The 5551-nt window shown below is 66.4% G+C and carries 6 protein-coding genes; 3 read left to right on the top strand and 3 right to left on the bottom strand.

Annotated elements, in window-relative coordinates; translation table 11 throughout:
* Nucleotides 1-393 precede the first annotated feature (393 nt).
* A complete protein-coding gene (locus tag ACE3TU_RS18405; protein ID WP_374626860.1) occupies nt 394-1221 on the top strand; it encodes a universal stress protein in 828 nt (275 codons plus the stop codon).
* Between the two features lie 15 nt (nt 1222-1236).
* Here the strand turns inward: ACE3TU_RS18405 and ACE3TU_RS18400 are convergent, their stop codons facing one another.
* From ACE3TU_RS18400 to ACE3TU_RS18390, 3 genes are all read right to left on the bottom strand, one after another.
* Nucleotides 1237-1926 carry an amino acid ABC transporter permease gene (locus tag ACE3TU_RS18400; RefSeq protein ID WP_374626858.1) on the bottom strand — a complete coding sequence of 230 codons (690 nt, stop codon included), beginning with the start codon at nt 1924-1926 and terminating at the stop codon, nt 1237-1239.
* A gap of 4 nt (nt 1927-1930) precedes the next feature.
* Nucleotides 1931-2596 (bottom strand): amino acid ABC transporter permease, encoded by a 666-nt coding sequence (locus ACE3TU_RS18395; RefSeq protein ID WP_374626856.1) that lies wholly within the window; start codon nt 2594-2596, stop codon nt 1931-1933.
* Nucleotides 2597-2660: 64 nt separating this feature from the next.
* Nucleotides 2661-3458, bottom strand: coding sequence for a transporter substrate-binding domain-containing protein (locus ACE3TU_RS18390; protein ID WP_374626854.1), 798 nt, complete (start codon nt 3456-3458; stop codon nt 2661-2663).
* A 425-nt stretch (nt 3459-3883) separates the two neighbouring features.
* Between ACE3TU_RS18390 and cpaB the strand changes: the two genes are divergently transcribed.
* Both cpaB and ACE3TU_RS18380 read left to right on the top strand, forming a co-directional pair.
* The gene (gene cpaB, locus ACE3TU_RS18385) at nt 3884-4900 is read left to right on the top strand and encodes a Flp pilus assembly protein CpaB (RefSeq protein ID WP_374626852.1); all 1017 of its coding nucleotides are present in this window, start codon (nt 3884-3886) and stop codon (nt 4898-4900) included.
* A gap of 76 nt (nt 4901-4976) precedes the next feature.
* Nucleotides 4977-5551, top strand: a 575-nt coding sequence (locus ACE3TU_RS18380) for a pilus assembly protein N-terminal domain-containing protein (RefSeq protein WP_374626850.1), incomplete at its 3' end; no start/stop codon positions are given.

The raw sequence follows: 5551 nt of genomic DNA, 5'->3' as shown, positions 1-5551 counted from the left end.
TCCGGAGGGACGACCGAGACACCGATCGCGGCGACGAGCAGAAGCGCTGCGACAATGCCTACCGCCAGATCGGCCCTTGCCCGCTGGTTACCCACGTGGTGCTCCGCAACGCAACACGGTCAGCCTAGCCGGGTCGGCAGCCCGATTCAACAGAAGCCCGACTCTGCGCGACTGTTACTCGCGATTGACCTGTGTCAAAGCCAGGTCCGGCACACCGGGCGATAAGATCGTGACTGCATCGCATTACCGCCAAAATAAGGAACCTGGCAGATGCCTACCGAGGGACTAGTCTTCATCACCGTTGTCATTCTGGCTTTCGTCGCGCTGATGGCGGCGCTGGCCTATGCGCAGCGCGTGACGGTCGGCAAGCCGAAGGATGATTGAGGAAAAAGCATGATCAGGGACATTGCCGTCCACCTGACCGGATCCGAGGAGGATGCGGTTCGCCTGGCCTTTGCGGGGACCATGGCCAGACTCTTCGATGCCCACCTGAAGGGCCTGCAGGTCAACGTTGTCCCCGAGATCATTTCCATGACCGATCCCTCCGGGTCGGCCTTCCTGCAGGCGCTGATCGCCGAGGGCACGGCGCGCGCCGATGCCGCCGCGGCCAGGCTGCGCGAACAGCTCGCGCAGTTCGGCCCGTCGACCGAACTCAGGCGACTGGACGTCTATCCGGGTGAGGTCGGCAAGGCGCTGGCCGCCGAGGCCCGGACCAGCGACCTGTTCGTCGGCACACGCCCCTACGGCGATCCGGCGGGCAGCTCCAGCATCGAGGAAACCGTACTGTTCCGATCCGGCCGGCCCTGTATCTTCCTGCCGCCCAAGCAGGTTTCGGAGGCGAAGCTGGAGACGGTGTTCGTGGCGTGGAAGAACGCACCCGAGGCGGCGCGTGCGCTTGCCGGCGCCCTGCCCCTGCTCGAGAAGGCCGCCGCCGTGATCATCGGCATCGTCGAGGAGAGCGGGGCCGGCGAGCAGTATGGCGAGGAACCCGGCACCGATGTCGGCCGCTATCTGAGCCGGCACGGCATCCGCTCCGAGATCCGCATGATCAACGGCTGGAACGATACCGGGGCGGCACTGCTGAACGAATCGCGGCGCGCGGCTGCGGATCTGATCGTGATGGGCGGCTACGGCCATTCCCGCTTCCGCGAGTGGGCGCTGGGCGGGGCCACCCGACATCTGCTCGAGCATGCCGAAGTACCGGTTCTGATGGCCCACTAGGGCCAGGCGCGGGGTTCAGTTTGCGGTGAGCAGCGGCCCGCCCGGTGCACGGGACAGGCCGCTGCCGAGGCGCCGCTCCAGGTGGCCGGCGATCAGCGACAGCGGCCAGCACAGCGCGAAGTAGATCAGCGACACGGTGCCGAAGACCAGCACGGGCTGGAAGGTGATGGTGTTGACCTGGGTGGCGGAACGGGCGAGCTCGGCGAGGCCGATCAGCGAGGCCACCGAGGTGGTCTTGACGATCTGAACCATGAACCCGACCGTCGGGGGCAGCATGAGGCGCAGCGCCTGCGGCAGGATCACCAGCCGGAGGGTCCGTACGAAGCGCAGGCCGAGAGCCGTCGAGGCTTCCCACTGGCCGCGCGGAATGGCCTCGATCGAGCCACGGAAGATCTCCCCGAAGAAGGCCCCGCCATTGAGCGAAAAGGTCAGCGCGGCGGCGAACCAGGGATCCGGCCGGGCACCGAGGAACGACGCACCGTAATAGGCCATGAACAGCTGGATGAGGATGGGCGTCCCCATGAAGAACTGGGTGTAGCCCGCGGCGAGCCAGCGCAACGGCGCGACGGGTGCGACACGCAGCGCGGCGATCAGCAGCCCGATCGCCCCCCCGCCGGCAAAGCCGATCAGGGCGAGCAGGATGGTCCAGCGCGTTGCCATCAGCAGGAAGACCAGTTCGTTGGGTCCGAAATCGCGCAGGCTCATGCGGTCAGGCCTTCCAGCGGAACAGCAGCCGCCCGAGGGCGGCAAGGACGAGGCTCGCGGCCTGAACGAGGACGAAGTAGATGACGGCCAGAAGGATGTAGATCTCGAAGCTGCGGAAGGTCTGCATCACAAGGTTGTTGGCGATCGCCGTCAGTTCCTCGGCGGCTATCGCCCCGACGATCGATGTTCCCATCAGCTGCAGGATGAACTGCGCCGACAGGGCGGGATAGACGGCCTTCAGGGCCGGCACGAGCACGATGTGCCGGATGATGCGATAGGGCTTCAGGCCGAGCGCCTTGGCGGCCTCGATCTGGCCGCGCGGCACCGACTCGACGCCGGCCCGCAGGATCTCGGTGGCATAGGCGCCGAGGTGGATCGACAGCGCCAGGATGGCGGCCGCATTGCTGTCGAGCCTCAGCCCGAACAGGGGCAGAGAGAAGAAGACGAAGTAGAGCTGAATGAGCAGCGGGGTGTTGCGGATCAGCTCGACATAGGCGGCCACCGGCCACGAAATCCAGCGCGGCCCGAAGCTGCGGCCGATGGCGCCGAAGACGCCAATCACCGTGCCGCAGACGATCGAGAGGACGGCCAGCTGAACGGTCTTCCAGACTCCCGCGAGCAGATCGTCGAGATGGATGAGGACCGGTCCGAACTGCAGGGCGGTTTGCATGGGCCCCCTATCGCGGGTGGAGATGGGCGGAGCCGGCACGGCCCCGCCCGTCAGCGGACAATGGTCAGAATACCGGCAGTTCGGGCAAGGGCTGATTGCGGTACTTCTGCGACAGCGCCTCGAGGACGCCGTCATTCTTCAGCGTGAACAGCCAGGTGTTGATCCACTGCCGCAGGTTGTCGTTGCCCTTGGCCACGCCGATGCCGAAGTAGAAGGTCTTGAGCTTGTACTTCTGCTCGAAGTCGTCGCCGTTGGCGCTCTTCTTGAGGTAGATCTCGCCGTAGTCGCCCCCCCCCATGACGTCGATCTGACCGGAGACCATGGCCTGCAGCAACGATGCATAGTCATCGAAGCGCAGCATCTCGATGCCCGGGTTGGCTTCGGCGGCGGCCGTCAGAATGCCGTCCTCGGCGGTGCCGCGGGTCACCCCGACCTTCTTGCCGACGAGATCGGCGTGGCTGCTGACAGCGGTTCCCTTGGGGGCGATGACCACCGCGGACTGCCCCGCATACGGGATCGAGTAATCGATCTGGATGGCGCGGGCCGCGGTGATCGAGAAGATCGACACGACCGCGTCGACCTGCTTGGTCAGCAGGGCCGGGATGCGGCCCGGCGAGGTGACGGTGACGAACTCGACGGGGACTCCGAGGGCCTCGCCCATCTTGGTCGCGACCTCGATGTCGAAGCCCGTCGGCTTCAGTTCCGCATCGAGAAAGCCGTAGGGCGGCGTGGTGGTGTCCACTGCCACGATCAGCTTGCCGCGGGCAACGATCTCGTCGACCGTCTGGGCCGCCGCGATCCCCGGAAACACCAGCGATGCCAGCACTGCTCCAACGACAACGACAGATTTGAATAGCTTCATGAGAATATTCCTCCCTCCATGACGCGCATCGGCTTGCTCCGTCGGGCGCGCAGACCGACGGACCGTAGGTGGCGGGCGAAGAATGCTGCCCTGCCGCCGATCGGCCTCTCCCAGACCACCGGCATCTTCTTATAATGGTATGCTATTATAATCTTTTGACATCGTCACGGGGAATCTGCGGGGTGCTCGCGCGAGGCCGCGGCGCCAGGGTAGTGAACGACCGGTAAAGACGCGCCCGGCATTTGCGTCCGGTTTGGAACCGAAAGGTGATCCTTGGGAGCTAGAAACGAGCAAGCTCCGGACCACCCGCGCAGTAGAGCCGCTGCCCGGCGTTCGACAACGAGGATTGCAGGTTGCTCCGACGTGCACAAAGCCGACCGGTCGAAGACGAGACCGACGCCCCCGGGCGCGGTGCGGAATCCCCCGTGCGCGTCGAGCGACGCGGCCGAGACACGGCACGGCCTGATGCCGACTGGACCGAAGCGCCGGTCGTCGATCGGCGCAATCTCGATGCCTGGCGGGCCGAGGTCCTGCAATCGGTCGTGACCGACGACGATGACTCCCCGGTGCAGAGCGGCCGTCCCAGCGGCCTCAAGTCGCTGTTCCAGCCCGCGCGCATCGCCCTTCTGCTCGTGGCCCTCGCCGCAGGCGGCGTCGCGGCCTACCTGACGATGTACGAAGCCGAACCGGTCGACCAGGCGGCCGCGACCGATGTCGCGGCGGAACCGGTCGCGGCCCCGGCGCCGGTCACCGAGGTGATCCAGCCGGTCACGGCGCGGATTCTGGTGGCAGCCCACCAGATCGCCGTCGGAGAGATTCTGGAGCCCGGCTCGGTGGAGTGGGTGGAGTGGCCGGAGACCGCCATCCGGCCCGACTACATCACGTTCTCCGCTCTGCCCGACGCCGAGACGGAACTGGCAGAATCGATGGCGCGTGCGGAGTTCTTCTCCGGCGAGCCCATCCGCCAGGAGAAACTGGCGGAGGCGGGCGACGGCCTGCTGTCGGCGATGCTGTCGGAGGGAACCCGCGGCGTCTCGGTGTCGGTTGCGGCGGAGTCGGCGTCCGGAGGCTTCATCGTGCCGAACGATCGCGTCGACGTGGTGCTGACCCATGCCACGGCGGCCGGTCAGCAGTCCGAGACGGTGCTCACCAACGTGCGTGTGCTGGCGATCAATGCCTGGCTGGGCGGCACGCGGCGGGACGCCGAGGCCGAGGAGGACCAGAAGGACTCCGAGGTGTTCTCAGACGTGGCAATCGCCACCCTCGAACTGCGGCCCGAGCAGGCCGAGGTGGTGATCAACGCCACGTCGGTGGGACGGCTTGCACTGGTCCTGCGGCCCAAGATGGAAGTCGCCAAGGCGGGGGACTCCGCCTCGCAGGCCCTCAATCAGGCGATCCGCATCTCGAGCCCGTTCTGGACCAACGCCGGCAATGCCCAATGAGACCCCCGTTAAGTCGGCGTTGACCGTAACGGGGCTAGTGTCCTGCCAAGCCCGCTATTGCCGTGAAGTAGAGCAATTGACGACCAGCGACCCGAGCCGTTCCGCCATGATCGCCCGACGCGACCTCCGCCCCATCGTGGGCCTCGTGTTCGCGGCAGCGCGCGCGGCCCTTGCCGCCGCGGTGATCGGGCTTGGCCTGGCGGCAGCGCTGCCGGGTGCAGCGGTGGCGCAGACCGTAACCTATGATCTCAGCACGACTTCGGTGATGCGCATCAAGCTGCCGGTCAGCCAGGCGGTGACCGTGGTCATTTCCAGTCCCGTCGGCAAGATCGTCTCCGCCGACCCGACCATCGCCGATGCGCAGCCGATTACCGACAAGTCGCTGTATCTGGTGGGCAAGAGCTTCGGCACAACGACGGTGAACCTGTTCTCGGCGGAGGGTGCCCCGGTCGGACTGCTGGCCGTGGAAGTCGGCGCCGACACGGCGGATATCTCCCGCTCGATCCAGGCAGCCGTCCCCTCGTCCAAGGTCAAGGTCGGCACCGTCAACGGTCGAATCCGGCTCTCGGGAACGGTGACCGACCAGGTATCGATGGACAAGGTGCTGGAGGTGGTGGCGCAATACGGCAGTCCGGCCGTCATCAACACCCT

It is taken from the genome of Devosia sp. (assembly GCF_041917035.1).
GTDB lineage: Bacteria > Pseudomonadota > Alphaproteobacteria > Rhizobiales > Devosiaceae > Devosia_A.
The sequence above is the reverse complement of the archived record's forward strand: the minus strand, read 5'-3'. Positions and strand labels throughout refer to the sequence as shown.